This window comes from Burkholderia sp. MSMB1072, from assembly GCF_001524725.1.
GTDB lineage: Bacteria > Pseudomonadota > Gammaproteobacteria > Burkholderiales > Burkholderiaceae > Burkholderia.
The window spans coordinates 1-18,427 of the sequence record NZ_LOYC01000056.1 but is presented as its reverse complement, the minus strand read 5'-3'; the positions used below and the strand labels follow the sequence as shown (position 1 = coordinate 18,427).

At 70.9% G+C, this 18,427-nt stretch carries 17 protein-coding genes and 1 pseudogene; 3 read left to right on the top strand and 15 right to left on the bottom strand.

Features of this window, described 5'->3' with window-relative positions:
- Positions 1-12 precede the first annotated feature (12 nt).
- The 11 genes from WS89_RS24925 to WS89_RS24875 form a co-directional block, all read right to left on the bottom strand.
- Entirely contained in the window at positions 13-963 is a 951-nt protein-coding gene (locus WS89_RS24925; RefSeq protein ID WP_059502880.1) for a glycosyltransferase, read from the bottom strand.
- On the bottom strand, positions 953-2,041 hold the full coding sequence (locus WS89_RS24920) for a glycosyltransferase family 9 protein (protein ID WP_059794141.1): 1,089 nt from the start codon (positions 2,039-2,041) through the stop codon (positions 953-955). The genes WS89_RS24925 and WS89_RS24920 overlap by 11 nt, the downstream gene beginning before the upstream one ends.
- Complete coding sequence (locus WS89_RS24915) at positions 2,038-3,039, bottom strand: glycosyltransferase family 2 protein (protein WP_059794139.1); 1,002 nt, start codon at positions 3,037-3,039, stop codon at positions 2,038-2,040. Before WS89_RS24915 ends, WS89_RS24920 begins: the two co-directional genes overlap by 4 nt.
- Complete coding sequence (locus WS89_RS24910; RefSeq protein WP_059794137.1) at positions 3,036-4,781, bottom strand: carbamoyltransferase family protein; 1,746 nt, start codon at positions 4,779-4,781, stop codon at positions 3,036-3,038. Before WS89_RS24910 ends, WS89_RS24915 begins: the two co-directional genes overlap by 4 nt.
- A 3-nt stretch (positions 4,782-4,784) precedes the next feature.
- Entirely contained in the window at positions 4,785-5,987 is a 1,203-nt protein-coding gene (locus WS89_RS24905) for a glycosyltransferase family 9 protein (protein ID WP_059794135.1), read from the bottom strand.
- Positions 5,984-6,595, bottom strand: coding sequence for a D-glycero-alpha-D-manno-heptose-1,7-bisphosphate 7-phosphatase (locus tag WS89_RS24900; protein WP_059502890.1), 612 nt, complete (start codon positions 6,593-6,595; stop codon positions 5,984-5,986). The genes WS89_RS24905 and WS89_RS24900 overlap by 4 nt, the downstream gene beginning before the upstream one ends.
- Positions 6,586-7,335 (bottom strand): SDR family oxidoreductase, encoded by a 750-nt coding sequence (locus tag WS89_RS24895; protein ID WP_059503032.1) that lies wholly within the window; start codon positions 7,333-7,335, stop codon positions 6,586-6,588. Before WS89_RS24895 ends, WS89_RS24900 begins: the two co-directional genes overlap by 10 nt.
- A gap of 185 nt (positions 7,336-7,520) precedes the next feature.
- Positions 7,521-8,048, bottom strand: coding sequence for a hypothetical protein (locus WS89_RS24890; RefSeq protein WP_034185503.1), 528 nt, complete (start codon positions 8,046-8,048; stop codon positions 7,521-7,523).
- Positions 7,990-10,776 (bottom strand): ABC transporter transmembrane domain-containing protein, encoded by a 2,787-nt coding sequence (locus WS89_RS24885; RefSeq protein WP_059794133.1) that lies wholly within the window; start codon positions 10,774-10,776, stop codon positions 7,990-7,992. Before WS89_RS24885 ends, WS89_RS24890 begins: the two co-directional genes overlap by 59 nt.
- A 46-nt stretch (positions 10,777-10,822) precedes the next feature.
- Positions 10,823-11,698 carry a BON domain-containing protein gene (locus WS89_RS24880; protein ID WP_059794131.1) on the bottom strand — a complete coding sequence of 292 codons (876 nt, stop codon included), beginning with the start codon at positions 11,696-11,698 and terminating at the stop codon, positions 10,823-10,825.
- A gap of 184 nt (positions 11,699-11,882) precedes the next feature.
- The gene (locus WS89_RS24875) at positions 11,883-12,245 is read right to left on the bottom strand and encodes a hypothetical protein (RefSeq protein ID WP_059503034.1); all 363 of its coding nucleotides are present in this window, start codon (positions 12,243-12,245) and stop codon (positions 11,883-11,885) included.
- Positions 12,246-12,523: 278 nt separating this feature from the next.
- Here WS89_RS24875 and WS89_RS24870 point away from each other — a divergent pair, with 278 nt between their 5' ends.
- Entirely contained in the window at positions 12,524-14,113 is a 1,590-nt protein-coding gene (locus tag WS89_RS24870; protein WP_059794129.1) for a PAS domain-containing hybrid sensor histidine kinase/response regulator, read from the top strand.
- Between the two features lie 10 nt (positions 14,114-14,123).
- On the opposite strand, the gene WS89_RS24865 is transcribed toward WS89_RS24870, so the two are convergent.
- Positions 14,124-14,447 (bottom strand): four-helix bundle copper-binding protein, encoded by a 324-nt coding sequence (locus WS89_RS24865; RefSeq protein ID WP_034209281.1) that lies wholly within the window; start codon positions 14,445-14,447, stop codon positions 14,124-14,126.
- Positions 14,448-14,476: 29 nt separating this feature from the next.
- Positions 14,477-15,682 (bottom strand): zinc-dependent alcohol dehydrogenase, encoded by a 1,206-nt coding sequence (locus WS89_RS24860; RefSeq protein WP_059794128.1) that lies wholly within the window; start codon positions 15,680-15,682, stop codon positions 14,477-14,479.
- Between the two features lie 344 nt (positions 15,683-16,026).
- Here WS89_RS24860 and WS89_RS24855 point away from each other — a divergent pair, with 344 nt between their 5' ends.
- Positions 16,027-16,245: a DUF6566 family protein gene (locus tag WS89_RS24855; protein ID WP_059502900.1), complete on the top strand. Its 219-nt coding sequence runs from the start codon at positions 16,027-16,029 to the stop codon at positions 16,243-16,245.
- 102 nt (positions 16,246-16,347) lie between these two features.
- Here the strand turns inward: WS89_RS24855 and WS89_RS24850 are convergent, their stop codons facing one another.
- Positions 16,348-17,877, bottom strand: coding sequence for an FAD-dependent oxidoreductase (locus tag WS89_RS24850; RefSeq protein ID WP_059794126.1), 1,530 nt, complete (start codon positions 17,875-17,877; stop codon positions 16,348-16,350).
- 131 nt (positions 17,878-18,008) lie between these two features.
- Here WS89_RS24850 and WS89_RS34950 point away from each other — a divergent pair, with 131 nt between their 5' ends.
- Entirely contained in the window at positions 18,009-18,248 is a 240-nt protein-coding gene (locus WS89_RS34950; protein ID WP_059794124.1) for a hypothetical protein, read from the top strand.
- 23 nt (positions 18,249-18,271) lie between these two features.
- Here the strand turns inward: WS89_RS34950 and WS89_RS33160 are convergent.
- Positions 18,272-18,427 (bottom strand): annotated as a pseudogene (locus WS89_RS33160) (PLP-dependent aminotransferase family protein); the annotation flags it as partial.

Below are 18,427 nucleotides of genomic sequence, written 5' to 3'. Positions count from 1 at the left end.
GCCTTCGTCACGTCACGCCGTCACGTCGCGCAGTGCGGCGTCCCAGTCGCGCGCGAAGCGCTCGATGCCGAATCGCTCGCAGGCGTCACGCCTGGCCGCCGCGCCCCACTCGCGCGCCAGTTCCTGATCGCGAATCAGCATCCGCATCGCGTCGATCAGCACGGCCGGCCGCGTATCGGCCACGCCGTTGCTGCCGGTCTTCACGAGTTGCGCCATCTCGGTCGTCGCGAGCGCGACGATCGGCAGCCCGATCATCATCGCCTCGATCACCGCGAGCCCGAGGCTCGTGTAGCGAATCGGATTGAAGAAGAACCGGTAGTGCGACAGGAATTGCGGCAGCGCCGGGTTCGGCACTTCGCCGATCCCGCCGAGTTCGGTCGAGCCCATCCCGACCAGATCGATCGGCACGCTGTGCCGCACCACCTCGAACAGATCCGCGCCGAGGCGCCGGCCGCGGCGCGCGAGGTTGTTCACCACGGCCACGCCCTTCGGCAGCGTACCGTGATACTCGACGCCTTCCGGCAGCAGCACGCCGTGCTCGATCACGCGCGTCGGCGTCACGCCGTTGTCCCACATCAGCGCGTTGAACGGCGTCACGTGCACCAGCAACACGTTCGGGTCCTGCACCGGATGCAGCGTGTCGGTCGGATGCTCGCGCGGCGGATCGTGCTCGACGAACAGCGTCGGCAGCGCGCGCTGCGCTTCGCTCAGCAGCCGCAGGCGGTCGTTCCGGTAATGATTCACGTGCTGGTACAGCACGCAGTCGAATGCGGTGTCGCGCACGCACTCGGCCGGCACCTCGTGCACGTTGTCGCCCCACGGCAGGTGCCCGACGCGGCCCGCATAGCCGGGCGGATGCTGCGGCTTCGTCACGATGTAGAAATCGTGCGGCGCCTGCGACAGGTAATACAGGTAGTTGCCATGCACGTGCCAGGTCAGCACGCGCAACCGCTTACGTGACATGACGTCTCTCCTCGGCGAGCAGCTCGCCCGCCCGATCGATCACTTCGCCGACGCCGATCGCCGTCGCGCATTCGTGCCCGTACGGACACGTATCGAACATGCAAGGCCGGCACGCCGGGTAGTTCGCGAGCACGCGATGGCGTTCGGCGTCGAGCGGCGCCCAGCGGGTCGTATCGCTGCCGCATGCGACGACGATGCTCGGCGTGCCGAGCGCCGCCGCGACGTGCGACACGCCCGTGTCGTTGCACAGCAGCAGCCGCGCGCGGGCGATCAGCGCGGCGAGCGCGCCGAGCGGCGTGCGGCCGCACAGGTTCACGCACGGCCGCCCGAGGTGCTCGGCGAACGCGCTCGCCAGCGCCAGTTCCGCGCGCGTGCCGGTCAGCACGATCTGCCAGCCGTCGTCGGCGAGCTGCCGCGCGGCGAGCGCGAAGCGCTCGACGGGCCAGCGCCGCGATGGCATCCGCGCGCCGGGATGGACGATCACGTAGCGGCCGGGATCGAGCGCGTGTTCGTCGCAGAGCACGTGCCACAGCGCGTAGTCGAGCCCGCCGAGCGGGAATTCGAGGTAGTCGCCCCAGTCCGCGTAACCGAGCTTGCGCGTGAGCGCCAGATAGCGCGCCACTTCCGGTTCGTCGTCGCGCCACACGACCGTGCAGTCGAGCGCGGCCGTGCCGCCGTCGGCCGGCACGAAGCCGGCCGTGCGCGTCGCGCCGAGCGACGCGACGATCGCATTCGTGTGCGCGCCGCTGCCGTGCAGCTGGATCGCGAGGTCGAAGTCGCGCGAGCGGCATTCGGCGATGAACGCCTCGCGCGTGGCCGCGTCGGGTTCGGGCTGTTCGGCAAGCCCCGCCGCGCCGGGGAAGGCGATGAAACCGTCGATGTAGTCCGAAAAGCGCGACGCGAACTCGCGCGCCCACGGCAGGCCGATCAACGTGATGCGCGCATCCGGTTCGCCGCGCCGCAGCGCACGCAGCGCGGGCACCGCGCACAGCATGTCGCCGAGCTGCAGCGCGCGGAACACCGCGATCCGCTTGGGGCCGCGCGGGCCGTCGGAATCGACGCTGGGATCGAGCTTCATAGGAAGAGCACCCGGAAGTGAAGCGCGCCGCGCATGCGCCAGTACAGCGACACGGGCGGAATCGCGATGGACGTGACGATCATTTCGGCCACATGCGACGGCGTGAGCTGCGTGCCGCGCAACCGTTTCGCGCAGAACCCCGCGGTAATCGCGGTCCACACCACTGCGCACGCGATGGCCGGCGCCGGCCAGCCGGTCGCGAGGCAGCCGAGCGCGCCGAGCGCGGCGAGCACGGCCGCGTAGTAATGCCACGGCGGCATCGGCCGGATATGACGCCGGTAAGTCGTGCGATGCTTCTTGTACAGCAGCGCATCGAAATACACCTTCGACTGCGCGCCGATGCTCGATCCCCAGCGCGCGGGACGCACCGGATGCACGATGCGCGCGGCGTCGGCCTCGACGATCGGCCCCGCATGCTCGCGCAGGGCGAACATCAGGTCGGCGTCCTCGCGCCACGCGCGCGTGAAGCGCTCGTCGAAGCCGCCGACGCGTTCGAGTGCCGCGCGCCGCACGAAGCAGTTCGCGGTCGCGAATTCCGCATGCGCGAGCCCCGCCGCATCGCGCTCGTAGTCGGTCGGGCACGGCCGCAGCGGCACGTCGATCCGGCCGGCCGCAGCCGCCGCCGACGGTTCGGCCAGCAGCGCGGCCGCGCCGTGGCGCAGCCAGGTCGGATCGGGAATCGTGTCGTCGTCGGTGAACGCGATCAGTGCGCCGCACGCGCTGCGCCAGCCGACGTTGCGCGCGCCGGCCGGGCCCTGCGTGTCGGGCGCGGTCATGTAGCGGATCGCCGGCACGTCGGTTACGCGTGTGCGGCACGCATCGACGACGGCGCGCGCACTGCCGGCCGGATCGTCGTCCACGACGACGATCTCGTAGGTGGTCGGATCGAACACCTGCACGCACAGCGCGTCGAGGCAGCGTGCGAGCAGGTCGGGCCGCCGGTAGGTGGGCACGACGACCGACACGACCGGCGGCAGTTGCGTGTCGCGCGCGTTCATCTGGGTTTCTCCAGCAGGAACGGCCCGATCACGAGCGCGTCGAGCGGCGACGTCCAGAAGCATTCGATCGCGTCGCGCGGCGAGCACACGATCGGTTCGCCGCGCGTGTTGAACGACGTGTTGACGAGCACCGGCACGCCGGTGAGCGCGTCGAACTCGGTCAGCAACGCATGCAGCAGCGGGTGCTGCGTTTCGTCGACGGTCTGCACGCGCGCGGTGCCGTCGATGTGGCGCACCGCCGGAATTCTCTCGGCGCGCTCGGGCACGACGTCGTACACGAACAGCATGAACGGCGCGCGCAGCGGCGTACGCCGGCCGCCGCTGAACCAGTGATGCGCACGGTCTTCGAGCACGACCGGCGCGACCGGCCGGAAATCCTCGCGATCCTTGATCCGGTTCAGCTTGCGCTGCATGTCCGGGTCGATCGGCGACGCGAGGATCGACCGTGCGCCGAGCGCGCGCGGGCCGAATTCCATGCGCCCCTGGAACCAGCCGATCACGCGGTTCGCCGCGAGCAGCGCGGCCGTCTGCGCGGCGACGTCGGCGAGCCGCCGGTACGGCAGCTGCGCATCCTTCAGGAACGCCTCGATCGCGTCGTCGTCGTAGGCCGGCCCGAGATACGCATGATCCATCCGCCAGTCGCCGCGCTCGCCGCGCATCCGGAAGTCGGCCCACAGCGCGGCGCCGAGCGCCGTGCCCGCGTCGCCGGCGGCCGGCTGCACCCACACGTCGTCGAACGGGCCGCGATCGCGAATCTTCGCGTTCATCACGCAGTTCAGCGCGACGCCGCCCGCCATCGCGAGCTGCCGCTCGCCGGTTTCGGCGGCCAGCCAGTCGACCGCCTGCAGCGTCGTCTCCTCGAGCACCAGTTGCAACGCGTGCGCGATGTCGCAGTGATGCGGCTCGATCGGGCCGCCGCGTTCGCGCGGCGCGCCGAATTGCGCGGCCAGATCGCCGTCGACCACGTCATAGCGCCCTTCGCCGCGATACCGCACCAGCTTGCGCATCTCGTCGGCGAACACCGGCTTGCCGTACGACGCGAGCGCCATCACCTTGTATTCGTCGGACGAGTGCAGGAAGCCGAGATAGCGGGTTACGCGCTCGTACAGCAGCCCGAGCGAATGCGGCAGGTTGACCTGCCCGAGCCGCCGGTACGTGCGGCCGTCGAACACGCCGTAGCTGGTCGTCGCGCGCTCGCCGCGCCCGTCCATCGTCATCACCGCGCAGCGTTCGAACGGCGCCGCGAGAAACGCACTCGCCTCGTGCGCGAGATGGTGCTCGATGAAATGCCAGCGGAACGGCCCGTCGTGCGTGACGCCGCGAAAGCGCCGCTGCAGATGATGCGGCGCGCCGCCCGCGAGCTGGCGCGGCGCGTTGACGATCGACGACAGGAACAGCGGATGCCACGGCGACGCGCCGTCGTCGCGCGGCGCATGCGCGGACGGCGACAGCGGCAGGGTCAGCGCCGGCTCCGTGCCTTCGCGGTCGAGTTCGAGCCACGGGTCGTACGAATACGCGACGTGGTCCACGTCCGCGAGCGTGATGCCCGCTTCCGCGAGGCAATAGTCGATCGCGTGGAAGGGCAGCTCCCAGGTCGAGAACGGCACCGGGCGCTTCGCGTGCTTCACGTGCGTGAAGCGTTCGTCCTCGGCCGCCGCGATCACGACGCCGTCGCGCACGATGCACGCGGCGCTGTCGTGGAAAGCGGCGTTGATGCCGAGCGTATGGATCGGGTCAGGCATGCGTCAGTTCCTCGTGATGACGTGCGCGAACGGAAGCACGTTCGATGCGTGCGCCGCGACCGGCTCGCTGCCGGGCGCGGCGGCCCGCGCGGCCGCGCGTTGCGCATGGCGCGCGCGACCGTGCAGCAGCGCGTGCACGGCGGCGACCACGTCGTCGACGCTCACGCCGCGCAGGCACGGATGCCCGGGCTGGTTGCACACGCTTCGGTAGCAGTTGCGGCACGGCACGTCGACGTTCAGCACACGGTGCGGCACACGCCACGGCGTGTGCTGCGGATTGGTCAGCGCGTACAGGTCGACCACCGGCGTGCCGAGCGCGGCCGCGAGATGCACGGGGCCGCTGTTGTTCGACAGCAGCAGGTCAGCCGTCTCGATCAGCGCGCCGAGTTCGCCGAGCGGCAGCACGCCGGCGAGCGGCACCGCGCGCGGCCCGGCGCGTTCGCACACCGCGTCGATCAGCTCGCGTTCGCCCGCGCTGCCCGTCACCGCGATGCCGTCGAACAGCGGCGCGACCGCGGCGGCGGCTTCGCCGAAACGCTCGGCCGGCCAGCGCCGCGACGCCGCGCTCGCGCCAGGATGGACGACCAGCCAGCGCGCGCGCCGCGCATCCGGCCCGCGTGCGCCGCCGACGCGTTGCAACGCGGCCTGCAAGCGCGCGTGCACCGCGCGCCGCGCCGCGTCGCCCGGGTCGAACGCCATCCGCCAGTCCGACGTCGTCGCGCCGACTGTGCGCACCAGCGCGAGCTGACGCGCGACCTCGTGGCGCACCTGCGATTCCGGCTCGGTCTCCGGCACGCGGTCGGTCAGCAGTTCGTACGGGTTCTCGCGGCAATGCGCGAGCCGCAGCGGAATGCCGGCGAGCCAGCACATCATCGCGGCGGGCAACGGATTCTGGCTGTAGACGGTGAAGATCACGGCCGCGTCGAAGCGGCCCGCCAGCAGCCGGTCGATCATGTCGAGATCGGCCACCGGATCGCCGCGCACGTCGGGATGCTTGACCCACGGCGCATCGTAGCGCCACACGTCGTCGACCATCGGCAGATGCCTGGCGAGCGCGGCGCCCGTGCGCGACGTCAGCAGCGTCAGCCGGCGGTCGGCGCCGCTTTCCTTCAGCGCGCGCAGGGCGGGCGTCGTCATCAGCACGTCGCCCATGCTGTCGAGCCGCACGCACAGGATGCGGCGGGCGCGGCTCCAGGCCATGTTCATCGCCGCACTCCCGAGCCGTGCCGACGCACGGCTTCGCGCACGACGATGTCGGCGGCCAGGTCGACGCGGTCGACGACGTGGAGCGGCGTGCGCGCGGCGTTGACGCGCCACTCCGTCTCGTGACCGCAGTCGACCAGGATCGTGCCGCAGCGCGCGGCGCGGCCGGCCTCGACGTCGTCGAGGATGTCGCCGATCATCCAGCTCCATTCGGGCACGGCGCCGAGCGCCGCCAGCGCGCGCCGCAGCATGCCGGGGCGCGGCTTGCGGCAGATGCAGTCACAGGTGTAGCGCGGCACGCTGCCCCGCGGGTGATGGGGGCAGTAAAAAAAATCCGCCAGCGTCGCACCGTTCGCTTCGAACAGTTCGGCGAGACGCTGGCGGACCGCGCCAAGCTCGTTTTCGGTAAAGCGGCCGAGCGCGACGCCCGACTGGTTCGACACGACCGCCAGCGGCATGCCGGTCGCGCCGAGCGTGCGCAGCGCGCGCGCCGCGCCCGGCGCGAGGCGCATCCGGGCGGGATCGACGTTGTACGGCACGTCATCGAGCAGCGTGCCGTCCTTGTCGAGCAGCACCGCGCCGGGCAGCCGCCGTTCGCGCTTCAGGGCCATGACGTCTCCTTCATCGGCAGCACCATCAGTTCCGGCACGACCGTGCCCGGCGGCTGGGTCAGCACGAAACGCACGGCGGCCGCGACGTGCTCCGGCGGCTGCAGCGTGTCCTCGTCGATGTCCGGAAAACGGTCGAGCAGGAACGGCGTGCGCATCCCGCCCGCGACGATCGCCGACACGCGCACCCCGCTCGGCCGCAGTTCGGCATGCAGCGCGTGCGACAGGCCGAGCAACCCCCACTTCGTCGCGTGATACGCGGATGCGTTCGGCCACGCCCGCTTCGACGCGGTCGACGCGATGTTGACGATATGCCCGTCGCCGCGCGCCTTCATCATCGGCACGGCCGCGTGACACATCAGGTACGGGCCGAACAGGTTCGTCATCAGCACCTGCTGCCACGCGTCGACGCTCACGTCGTCGATCGGCGCGGTCACGTCGATCGCCGCGTTGTTGACGATCACGTCGAGCTCGCCGAGCGACTCGCGCGCATCGTGCACGACCTGCAGCACCGACGCTTCGTCGCGCACGTCGAGCGGCCGGCCCACCGCCTGCCCGCCGTGCCGTTCGAGCCGCTGCGCGACGGCCGCCGCGCGATCGCCGTCGAGATCGGCGACCACCACGTGCGCGCCATGGCGCGCAAGCTCTTCGCAAATGGCTTCACCGAGACCGCGGCCGCCCCCGGTCACGAGGGCGGTCCGGCCGGCGAGCGGCGGTCTGGCTGGATCGTGAGTCGCGTTCACCTGCACCTCCTGTCGATGTCGGAAAGGCAATCCGGCTGACGGCGACGCTTGTCGCGACAACCGTCCGTGGAGGAGATACAGCGAAAACCGTGCCGGCCCGCGCGCGCCCGCGCCGCATCGGGCCGTGCCGCGCGCTCGCTGGCTTTTTTATAACCGGCTGTAAAAACGGGTCCTGGGCGGCCCCCTCAGATCGCGAGCCCGTCGGGCGTCGCCTGCGCACGGTGCTTCGCGAGCGCGCGCAGGCAGTGCGCGATGCAACCCGCGAACGCCTCGTCGAACCACGGCTGCGCGCCCGACACGCCGACCACGATGCCGCCGAGCGCGACGCCGCCCCACAGGTTCGTGTCGCCCGCGCGCAGCCGGTACGGCTCGAGCGCCTGCACGACGTGGCCGTCGCGGCCCGTTTCCCACGACAGCCGCGCCTTGGCCCGCGCATACGCGCGATAGTCGGCGTCCCAGTCCTTCGGGTCGGGCAGCGAAAACTCGTACAGGATCGCGTCCTCGAACGCCGCGTCGTGCGGCCCGAGCGCCGGGTCCATGATCACGATGTGCAGGCAGCCGCTGTCGCCGACGAAGTCGCTCTGCAGCGCGGCGGCCAGGCTCGGCAGCAGCAGCTCGACGGCCGCCACCGCGGCCTGGCGGTCGGCGAACGCACTACCGCCGCGACGCGCGTTCAGGGCTTCGGGTGTCGTCGGATTCAGAAGGTTCGGCATGGATTTCTCCGGAGGAAAACGCGAGCGCACGCAACGCCGCGATCAGGTCGGCCGCTACCGCGGGCTTGGTCAGGTACGCATGGAAACCGGCTTCGACCGCGCGCGTGCGATCGCGATCGCGCGCATGGCCGGACAATGCCAGCGCCTCAAGCGGCGCGCGGCCGTCGCGATCGCGCGCGGCGTCGAGCTGACGCACGCGCGACATCACCGTGTAGCCGTCCTCCTCGTCGTCGCCGAGATCGATGTCGCAAACGAGCAGCGCCGGCCAGTCGGCCCGGCGCGCGCGCCACAGGTCGTCCAGCAATGCCTGACCCGACGCATACGCGCGCACGTCGGCGCCGGCCACCTCCAACAGCGCGGTGAGCGCGTCGCGCGCCTCGTCGTGGTCGTCCACGCACGCGATGCGCAGGCCGTCGAGCGGCTTGGCCGTCGCGCCGGCGCCCGCGTTCGGCACGGCGCCGTCCGGTTGCATCGACGCCGGCGCCACCGCGCACATCGGCAGCGACAGATGCAGCGTCACGCCGATATCGTCACGTTCGCGCACGACGTAGCCGCCGGCCTCCTCGATCGCGTCCTGCAATCGTTCGAGATCGATCAGCGACAGTTCGGTGGCGTCGACGCCCGCGCACGCGATCGTGATCCGCGCTTCCGGATCGTGGCGCGCCGTGCGCACCTCGAGCTGCCCGCCGCTGCTCGCGTCAATCGCGCCGCGGCACAGTTCCCACACGAAGCGCCGCAGCGCGGCCGGATCGGCCTTGACGACGAGATCCTCGTCGGACACGTGGCGGAACACCGGCACGCCGCGCTGCGCGGCCGCCTCCGCCAGCGAATCGAGCACCTGCGACACCATCGGGTTGATCCGCACCGGCTGCCGCGCGAACTTCGCCTCCGTGCGTTCCAGTTCGCGCTGCTTCGCCTGCAGCGACCACATCTGCGCATACACGCCGCCGCTTTCGAGCAGCTCGTCGTGGGTGCCGTGCTCGACGAGCCGGCCGTGCTCCATCACGAGGATGCGATCGGCATCGACGATCGTCGACAGCCGGTGCGCGATGATGAGGCTCGTGCGATGCTGCGCGACGCGCATCAACTCCTGCTGGATCGCCCGCTCCGAGCGCGTGTCGAGCGCCGACGTCGCCTCGTCGAACACGACGATCGGCGGCGCCTTCAGCAACGCGCGCGCGATCGCGACACGTTGCCGCTCGCCGCCCGACAGCCGCACGCCCCGCTCGCCGACGCGCGTGTCGTACGCGTCGGGCAGCCGCTCGATGAACGCGTCGAGCTGCGCGCCGCGCGCGGCCGCGATCACTTCGCCGCGGGTCGCATCGCGCTTGCCGTATGCGATGTTGTACGCGAGCGTGTCGTTGAACAGGATGGTGTCCTGCGGGACGATGCCGAGCGCGTCGCGCAGGCTGCGCTCGGTGACGAGCCGCAAGTCCTGGCCGTCGATCCGGATCGTGCCCGCGTCGGGCTGATACAGCCGGAACAGCAGTCGCGCGAGCGTCGACTTGCCCGAGCCGCTGCCGCCGACCACGGCGATCGTCTGCCCGGCCTCGATGCGGAACGACACGTCGAACAGAATCTGCCGGCTCGGCTCGTAGCCGAAGTCGACATGCTCGAACTCGATCGCGCCGCCGCGCACGACGAGCGGCTGCGCACCGGGCGCATCGCCGTCCTCGCCGGGCTTGCCGCGCGCATCGAGCAGCCCGAACAGCCGCTCGATGTTCGTCATCGCATCGTTCGCCTCGCGAAACACGAAGCCGAGCGCGTTCAGCGGCAGGCTGATCTGGATGATGTATGCGTTGATCAGCACGAGATCGCCGATCGTCATCGCGCCGCGCGCGACCTGCTGCCCGGCGAGCAGCATCACGGCCGCGATCCCCGCGCCGATGCATGCGCTCTGCCCGATATGCAGCGTCGACAGCGCGTACTGGTTGTCGACGCCGGCTTCGCGCCACGCGTCGAGCACGCGATCGAGCCGGTCGCGCTCGACGTCCTCGCGGGCGAAGTACTTGACCGTATCGACGTTCAGCAGGCTGTCGACCACCCGCGAATTCGACTCGGCCTCGAGCGCGTTCACTCGCCGCTGGAAACGCATGCGGCGGCGCGTGAACACCACCGTATACGCCGCGTAGACGGCGAACGTGACGAGAATGATCGCGGTAAAGCCGCCGCCGTACTTGCCGATCACGATCACGAGCACCGAGCCGATCTCGATGGCCGTCGGCACGATCGTGAACACGGCGACGCCGAGCAGATAACCGATGCCGGCGGTGCCTTTCTCGAGGTCGCGCACGACGGCGCCGGTCTCGCGCTGCGCATGAAAACGCGCGCCCAGCCGGTGCAGGTGACCGAACGTGCGCACGGTAAATGCCGCGACCGTATGCTGCGTGACCTGCACGAAGGTCATGTCGCGCACTTCGTTCAGCGCGTTCGACGCGAAGCGCACGACCGCGTACGCGAACAGCAGCAGCACCGGCCACGCCAGCGGCTGGCCGGCCACGCGGCCGAAACCGTCGACGATGTCCTTGAGCAGCAGCGGCACCGAGACGGCCGCCGCTTTCGCGAGCACCAGCAGCGCGATCGCCGCGAGCACGCGCGCGCGGTAATGCCAGATCGCGCGCCAGAGTTCGGCCGCGATCCGCAGCCGCAAGCCGCGCGCGTCGCGGCGCTCGCGGGCTGCAGGGGCATCACGGTGCCTGATTAGCGTGTCGTCGATTCCGGTCGTCATGCACGCGTTGCCCGCGGTCGGGGTCTGGCCGTTTCACGCACGGGCGTCAATGGCGCGATTCGCGCTCGCGGCCGGGCACGACGGTGCCGGGCTCGGGGTCGCGCGCGGCAGGCTGGGTCGGCGTGACGGTCCGCTGATCGGGATGCAGCACCATGCCCGTATCGTGTTCGCCGTCGCGGCGCACGCGCACGCGATTCTCGACGTCGCGCACGCCCATGCAGCCATCGGCCAGATCCTCGATGTCGTGCCTCATCCAGCGTGCCGGCACCGTGCCGTCCAGCTCGACGCGCCCCTCCTTCACCTGCACGGTGACGTCGCTCACGTCGATCTCGAGCGCATGCGCGAGCCGCTCGCACACGTCCTCGCGAATGCGCTCGTCCGAGCGCGTATAGCCTTTCGGCCCGCGGCGATGGCGCAGCGCGTCGCGTTCGGCTTCGCTGCCGAACCGCGACAGGTCGGGGGCGCGACCGCCGTAGCGCGGGTCGCCACGGGGATCGCTGCGGGGATTACCGACGTCGCGCTCGCCGCCGTACCAGCCCATCCGGTGCTGGCCGCGGAATTCCGGGCGCTCGCCGCCGTACCGGCCTTCGCGGCCCTCCGCGCGGCGGGCCGGCCCGCCGTAGCCGCGCTCGGGGTCCCGCGCCGGCTGGCGCGCGCCGCCCGGCCAGTCCGGGTCGGTGCCGCCGCGCCGCTGGTCGGCCGGGCGCGCGGCGCGCTCGGTCCATTCGCTGCCCCAGTCTTCCGGGCCCACGTCCTCGCTCGCGAAGCGGCGGTAAGCCGATTCATCGTCTTCTTCCGGCCACAGTGCCGGGTCGTCCGGGATGCCGCGCTCGCCGGCGCCCCGGTACGCGCGTTCGTTGCGCTCCTGCCAGTCGGGCGGGCCGCCACGCTCGCCGTGCCGTCCGGGATATCGTCGTTGCATCGTGTCTCTCCTTGATCGCGCCTGCGCCGCGCGGCCCCATGCCGGATCGCGACGCGCGTCGGTCGGGTCAATGCAAGTCGCGTGCCGGCGCCGTTGCCGGGCCGCGACGGTTGTGCGCCGCAGCGCCGGGAAGCCGCCAGGCGCCCCAATCTGCAACGCGATTGCAGTTTTTGCGTGTCGGGCGTCACGGCGCGCCGCCGGCCTCGCCTCCGTCGCCCGGTTCGTCCGTGCGACCGGGCTCGCTCAGCCGCTCGGTGCGGTCCGGCTCGATGTCGGCGCCTTCCTCGAGCGTCGAGTCGCCGTCCGCCGACGCGCGCTCGCCGGTACCCGCGCGGTCGGTATCGCTGTCGAGCGACGCGTCGCCGCGTTCGAGCGCGTGATCGTCGAGCGGCGAATCGACGTCGAACGGATGGCGCCGCGCGCCCGCCGTGTCGCTGCCGCTGTCGGAGGAATCGCTCGGGCCGAGCGCGCGCCCGTCGCGGCCGCGGCTGGCGTTGTCGTCGTCCGGGCCGGCCGGTTCGTTGTCGGGATTCAGCGTGCTGTTCATGTCGATCTCCTTGCCTGGCTTGCCTGCCGTGCCGCCGCACGGCAGGGGGACCGAACGGTCGTGCAATCGGCATGCCGCGCCGGCCGCCGTCGGGCGCGCCGGCGCGAATCCGGCTCGCGGTGCGGTGGACGGCACGGCCGATGCGCACCCATTGATCACCCGAATCGAGTTCCTTTATTCTTTCGGACGTGCCAATCCGGTTCGCGTAGCCGCCCCCGGCGTATCCGGCGGCGGGCGGACGGTATTCGGCCGCCCGCATTTTGGACCTGCCGCCCCTGATGACGAACGACGACGCCGATCTTCACCCGCCTCTGCCGCCTGGCTCGCACGACGCGCGGGACCTGTTGCATCGCTTCGCCGAATTCCGGTTCCAGACCGTGGTGGAGTCGATCACCGACTACGCGGTGTTCATGCTCGACCCGCACGGCAACGTCGCGACCTGGAACGCCGGCGCGCAGCGCATCAAGGGCTACCGTGCCGCCGAGATCGTCGGCCGCCACTTCTCGCTGTTCTATCCGTCCGACGCGATCGCGGCCGGCCGGCCGGCGCACGGGCTCGCGCTGGCCGCCGCGCACGGCCACTTCGCGGACGAAGGGTGGCGCGTGCGCAAGGACGGCACGCAGTTCTGGGCGAGCGTGACGATCACGCCGGTGCACGACGCGACGCACCAGCTGTGCGGCTTCATCAAGATCACGCGCGACATGACCGAGCGCAAGCGGCTCGAGGCGCTCGAAGCCTCGACACACCGGCTCAGCGTATTCATCGCGATGCTCGCGCACGAGCTGCGCAATCATCTCGCGCCGCTGCGCAATTCGGTCGGCGTGCTGCAGAGCCTGCCCGATCCGGCGCCCGCGCTCGCGCAGTGCCGCGACGCCGTGCACCGTCAGGTCGGGCAACTGACACGGCTCGTCGACGATCTGCTCGACGTCGGGCGCATCACGGCCGGCAAGGTCGAACTCGACGATCGCCCCGTCACCGTGCGCGACATCGTGTGCCGCGGCGTCGAGAGCATCCAGCCGAAACTGGCCGCGCGCGGGCAGTGGATCCGTGTCGACCTGCCCGACGATTCCGTGGTGCTGCACGGCGACGACGCACGGCTCGTCCAGGTGCTGCACAACCTGCTCGACAACGCATCGAAATTCTCGCCGCACGGCGGCCGGATCGACGTCGGCGCGCGTATCGACGGATCGTCGGTGGCGATCGACGTCGTCGATCACGGCGTGGGCATCGCGCCCGGCGCGCTCGAAACGATCTTCGACCTGTTCCAGCAGGAAGGTGCGTCGGGCCACTCCCCGTCCGGCGGGTTCGGGCTCGGTCTCGCGATCTGCCGGTCCTTCGTCGAACTGCACGGCGGGCGGATCGTCGCGAAAAGCGACGGGCCCGGCCACGGCGCGACGTTCACGGTCTGGCTGCCGATCGTGCAAACGACGCGCAACGAGCGCGCCGAGCCGCACGCGCCTGCCGCGCCCCCGCAGCCTGCCGCCGTGCCGCTGCGCATCGTCATCGTCGACGACAACCGCGACTCGGCCGACACGCTCGCGGTGCTGCTGCAACTGAAAGGCCATGCACCGCGCGTCGCGTACAACGCGGCCGACGCGCTGGCGCTCGCGCGCGACTATGCACCGCAGTTGATGCTGCTCGACCTGACGATGCCGGACGTCGACGGCTTCGCGCTGCTGGAGGAACTACGCACGATCGACGCGCTGCGCGACACGACCTGTGTCGCGCTGTCCGGCCATGCACGCGCGTCGGATCTCGCGCGCACGGAACTCGCGGGTTTCGACGATCATCTCGTGAAGCCCGTCGAGATGGCCGTGCTCGATGCGTTGCTCCAGCGCGTCGCGCGCGAAGTTCAGGACACGCCGTAAGCGCCCGTGCTCAGGCCATCGCGCGGCACATCGCCGCGCAGGCCTCGCATGCCAGCGCACAGCGGCGGCAATGTTCGTGCGCATGCCGCGAACACTCGGCCGCACACAGGTCGCACGCGTGCGCGCACAGCCCGCAAATGCGCGGGGCGAACGCGCTGCGGCGCGCCATCGCGCCCGACGCGAAGCGGCACAGCTGCGCGCATTCGATGTCGAGCGCGATGCAGCCGGCCAGCGCATGCACGTCGCGCTCCGCGAGGCAGGCGGCCGCACAGGTGTCGCACGCGTGCGCGCAGGCGTCGCACGCGGCCATGCAGTTGTCGTATCGATCCGTCATTGCAGTGCTCCCGGTTGAGGTTCGTGTCGTCACGGCGTCAGCTTCACCTTCATCCAGCCCGGCTCGCGCACGTCGAACGCGCGGTACGCGTCGATCGCGTTCGTCAGCGGCTCGCAGCGCGTGAGCACCGACAGCGGATCGAACGCACCGCTGCGCACGAGCTCGACGAGCGGCGGCGTCACCGTCCGGTGATTGCAGTTGCCCATCTTGATCGTCAGGTTGCGGTTCATCGCCTCGCCGACCGGAAACACGCGGGCCGCCGGCGGATACACGCCGATCACCGCGACCGTGCCGGCCTTCGCGACCGCGTGCACCGCCCATTGCAGCACCTGCGACGGCCCGTCGCCCGGCACCCAGTTGCGACCGTCCGGCTTGCGGTGCGGCGCGATCGCGTCGACTTCCTCGTCGAACGCGCGCGCAGCCTCGCGATCGGCCGCCGCCGGCCCGTGCGTCGCGCGCATCGCGTCGACGCCCACCGCGTCGATCACGCGATCGACGCCGATCCCGCCCGTCAGCCGCAGCACCGTATCGACCGGATCGTCCTCGGAAAAATCGACGATCTCGGCGCCCTGCGCGCACGCCATCTCGAGCCGCGACGCGATGCGGTCGATCGCGATCACGCGCCCGGCGCCCATCAGCTTCGCGCTCGCGATCGCGAACTGGCCGACCGGCCCCGCGCCGAACACGGCCACCGTATCGCCGGGTTTCACTTCCGCGAGCTGCGCGCCGAAATAGCCGGTCGGGAAAATGTCCGACATCAGGATCGCGCGATCGTCGTCGATCGCATCGGGCAGCCGGATCAAGCTTGCGTGCGCAAGCGGCGTGCGCGCGTATTCGGCCTGCAGCCCGTCGAACGGGCCCGTATCGGCCGGGCCGCCGAAGAACGCGGTGCCTGCCCGCGGCCCGCCCGGGTTCGCGGCGTCGCATTGCGCGGTGTAGCCCGCGCGGCAGTATGCGCAACTGCCGCACGCGATCGTCGACGGAATCAGCACGCGATCGCCGCGCCGCAGGTTGCGCACGTCGCGCCCGACCGCCTCGACGATGCCGACGCCTTCGTGGCCGAGAATCGTGCCCGGCTTCATGCCGCCGAGCGTGCCGCGCACCATGTGCAGATCGGTGCCGCAGATCGCGCTGGCTGTCAGGCGCACGACCGCGTCGGTCGCCTCGGAGACTTCCGGATCGGGCACCGTGTCGATGCGAATGTCGCCGATGCCGTGAAATACGACTGCTTTCATGTCTGGCCCTCCTTGTCGAAAGCGGAAACGGTGAATGTGACCGTCGAGCCGATCGAGCAAGGCATGCTCCTGTGCTGCGCACGTGCGGCGCGATGCACGGACAGGAAGCGCTTCGTTTTCGAGGAGGGGTCGTGCCGACGCGTTGGCCCGTCGCCGGGCCGCTGCCGTCATGCGCGTTCGAGATCGCTTCGACGAGCGTCGGTGCGGCGCCGATCGGCGGTGTCGTGTCGGTCGCGTCGCCGCCCAGCGGCGCGCGGCGCGTCGATATCGGAACAGGACAACACGTCGCGCGTTGCTGATACGATCGACGCACCGCATTCGCGCACGACGGAGGGCCCCGACCGATGCAAGCCACCGACATTTTCATGGATCACGAAATTCGCGTCGACGCGACGCGCAACGCGAACGGCGCGTGGGTCGCGCAGGTGCGGATCTTCCGCGACGGCGCGCCGGTCGATCTGCCCGCGCCCGAACTCGTCACGCCCGAATGGCTCACGTGCGACGAAGCGCTGCGCGGCGGCATCGACCAGGGGCGCGTGATGATCAGGACGCGCGACCGGTAACGACGCCCGGAACATCCGCGCGTCGCGATGCGCGGCGCGAACGCGGTTCTGAAACGTGCACGGACGTCGGGGCCCCTCTCGCCTCCATCGGCGGTTCGGCCGTCACGCGGCGGACATCTGCCGCTCGAGGGCTGCTTCGGCCTTCAGGCTGTCGAGATCGCGCCCGATCGTCACGACCGCGAGCCGCGTGTTGCCGCGCCAGTACCCGATCGTGCAATCGTGCGCGCCGAGGTTGCCGTCGATCTCGACGCGATCCCATTGCTCCGCATGGCCGACATAGCGAATCGTCAGGTCGTACTGCTGACTCCAGAAAAACGGCGCGGCGTCGAACGGCCGCTGCTGGCCGAGCATGTTGCGCGCCGCGACGCTGCCCTGCCGCTCGGCGACGACCCAGTGCTCGACGCGAATCCGCTCGCCCGTGAGCGGATCGGGCCAGCGCGCGATGTCGCCGGCCGCGTAGATGTCGGGCGCGCTCGTCCGAAGGAAGCGGTCGACCGTCACGCCGCGTTCGACGGCGAGCCCCGCGTCCTGCGCGAGCCCGACGTTCGGCTGCACGCCGATGCCGACCACCACGACGTCGGCCGGCAGCACGTCGCCGCTCGACAGCGTCACGCTGTCCGGCCCGATCCGCGCGGGTGTCGCGCCGAGATGGAACACCACGCCGTGCGCTTCGTGCAGCGCCTTGATCGTGTCGCCGAGCGCATCGCCGAGCACGCGGCCCATCGGATGCGCATCGGGCGCGACGACGTGCACGTCGAGCCCACGCGTGCGCAACGCGGCGGCCGCTTCGAGCCCGATGAAGCTCGCGCCGACCACCACGCAACGGCGCGCCGTTTTCAGCTTGCCGATCAGCGCATCGCAATCGGCGCGCGAGCGCAGCAGGCAGACGTGCGGCAGATCGGCGCCGGGCACGTTCAGCCGGTTCGGCTCGGCGCCGGTGGCGAGCAGCAGCGCACCGTATTCGACACGGCTGCCGTCGGCCAGTTCGACCGCCCGCTGCGCGGGATCGATGCGCACGACCCGCGTGTTGCAGCGCACGTCGATCCGCTGCTCGGCATAGAACGACGGCGCACGCAGCGGCAGCCAGTCGGCCTGAGCCGTGCCCGCGAGGTAATCCTTCGACAGGTTCGGCCGGTCGTACGGCGGATCGACATCGGCGCTCAGCAGCGTGATCGAATGCGGATAGCCTTCCTGCCGCAGCGTCACGGCGGCCGCGATCGCAGCGGCGCCGCCGCCGACGATCACGACCGACGCCGGCAGCCCGGCTGCCTTCGGCGCAGACGGCACGGCGGCGGGCCTTGCATCGAGTACGACGGCGCGGCCATCGCGCCGCTCGACGCGCCAGCACGTCAGCCCGTCGAGCGCCGGCGCGCGCTCCATCTCGCCGGTACGCAGGCAGAACGCCGCGTGATGCCACGGACAGCGAATCGTGTCGCCGATCAGCAGGCCCTGGGCCAGCGGGCCGCCGTAGTGCGGGCATTGCGCGCCCACCGCGAACAGTTCGTCAGCGCGGCGCACGAGCAGCACCGCCGCGTCGCCGACATTGCCCTCGATCATCGCGCCGTCGGCGAGATCGTCGAGGGCGATCCCTTGCGTGAGATCGGGTGAGGACGCAGCATCGCTTCCAGTCATGACGTGGCTCCCGGAAAGTCAGGTAACGATCCCATTATCGACGTCCGTCCTGAAAAGAACAGGTACAGACGCCCCGCAGCGCACGCAAACGCCGACTGCAGCGTGTACGCGATCCATGACCGGCGTAGCCCATGATCGACGTTGCGGCGCAACACGGCGGCCGCTCCGCGAGGGGCCGCCGCGCGACGCGCGCAAGCCGCGTGCCGCCTTCCCCCGTCAAAGGGGCGCGTTGTCCGCGCAGGCGCGATGCGGGCGGCACGCTGGAGATCCTGCAATGCCGGTTCGACGGCAAGCCGATCCGCAACGAATGCCTGATCGTCGACGACGGCACGCTTGCATGCACTGGCGCGCAGTCGTACCGGCTGACATGACGACGCGCCGCGCGATGGTGCGCTCAGCCGACGCAGGCTGCGGCGAGCTTGCCGACGACGATGACCGCACGCTCGATATCCGGCGACCATGGGCTGCTGTAATTCAGGCGGATGAAGTTCCGGTAGTTGTCGGTGATCGAGAACATGTAGCCCGGCCCGATCGTGATCCCCTGCTCCAG